The organism is Mesorhizobium sp. M7A.F.Ca.CA.002.15.2.1 (genome assembly GCF_003998715.1).
GTDB lineage: Bacteria > Pseudomonadota > Alphaproteobacteria > Rhizobiales > Rhizobiaceae > Mesorhizobium > Mesorhizobium ciceri.
The window spans coordinates 1-1,175 of the sequence record NZ_RZPI01001042.1 but is presented as its reverse complement, the minus strand read 5'-3'; the positions used below and the strand labels follow the sequence as shown (position 1 = coordinate 1,175).

Below are 1,175 nucleotides of genomic sequence, written 5' to 3'. Positions count from 1 at the left end.
GCCATGGTGTTTACGGGCGTCCGGCATTTCAGGCATTGACGCACTTCTTCTTTCTCTCCTTGCGGGGTGAGAAGCGGTTCGCGCAGCAAACGAAAAGCCAATTGCTTGGCTTTTCGAGCTTCGAACGCCCTGAGCCCGCGAAGGGCCGGGCGGTGGACGATCCGCCCTGCCGGGTCCCCGCTGCTCCGCAGCGTCCCGGCGTTCGTCAGCCTTTCATCGTGCCACTGGCACGATGAATTCGCTTCGCGAACCGGCCGCTCACCCCACAGGGGGAGAAGGAAGAAAGAACTCAATCCGCCGGCCGGTCCGCTGGATAGGGCGTCTTGACCAGGATCGCCATGCCGATCCCGAGGAACAGCACGATCACCGCCATGCCGAGCCGTGCCGAGCCGCTGGCCAGGGTGACGGACGCGACCATGAACGGCGCCAGGAAACTGGTCGCCCGTCCGGCCAGCGCATAAATGCCGAAATAGCGGCCGGATTCGGCGGCCGTGACGCTGCGCGCCATGTAGGATCGCGACGACGCCTGCACCGGCCCGAAAGCCACACCGATCAACAGGCCGAAGAAGATGTAGGCCTTTTCCGCTGCCGTGCCGAACAGGCCACCGCTGTCCGGTCCAAGCATCATCCAGAGGCCGAACAAAGTATAGCCCGGTCCGGTCGAGACGATGCCGATCGTGGCGATGCTGAGCAGGACCAGCGAGATCATGACGATGGTTTTTGAGCCAAGCGCCGTATCGAGACGGGCTGCAACCAGGCAGCCGAAGATGGCGACGACGTTGAGAATGATGCCGAAAATACCGATTTCGGTGATCGACCAGTGGAACATCGCTGCTGCGAAAGTGCCCCCCAGCGCCAGCACCGCATTGACACCGTCCTGATAGATCATGCGGGCGACAAGGAAGCGGAAGATGCCGCTGCGCTTGCGCACCTCGCCCAGCGTCACTTTCAGCTCCGCCAACCCCTCTCGCACCGCAGGGCCGATCGGCAGGCCCTTGATGGCATCGGGGGTGAAAAAGAACATCGGCAGGATGAACAGGAAGTACCAGCCGGCTGACAAACGCCCGGTTGCGCGCGCGTCCTCGCCGAGCTTCGGGTCGAGCCCGAAGAGCGGGTCGATGCCGATGATCGTCTTGCCGGTCTCAGGCGAACCGGCCAGGCAGGCGACGACGAAG

Annotated in this window: 2 protein-coding genes; one reads left to right on the top strand and one right to left on the bottom strand. The window is 63.4% G+C overall.

Features of this window, described 5'->3' with window-relative positions:
* Positions 1–236 (top strand): hypothetical protein (locus tag ENZ74_RS34825; protein WP_206522391.1); only part of this gene is annotated, 236 nt, incomplete at its 5' end.
* 53 nt (positions 237–289) lie between these two features.
* Here ENZ74_RS34825 and ENZ74_RS32385 read toward each other — a convergent pair.
* Positions 290–1,175: MFS transporter (locus tag ENZ74_RS32385; protein WP_164761425.1), on the bottom strand; the 886-nt coding region annotated here is incomplete at its 5' end.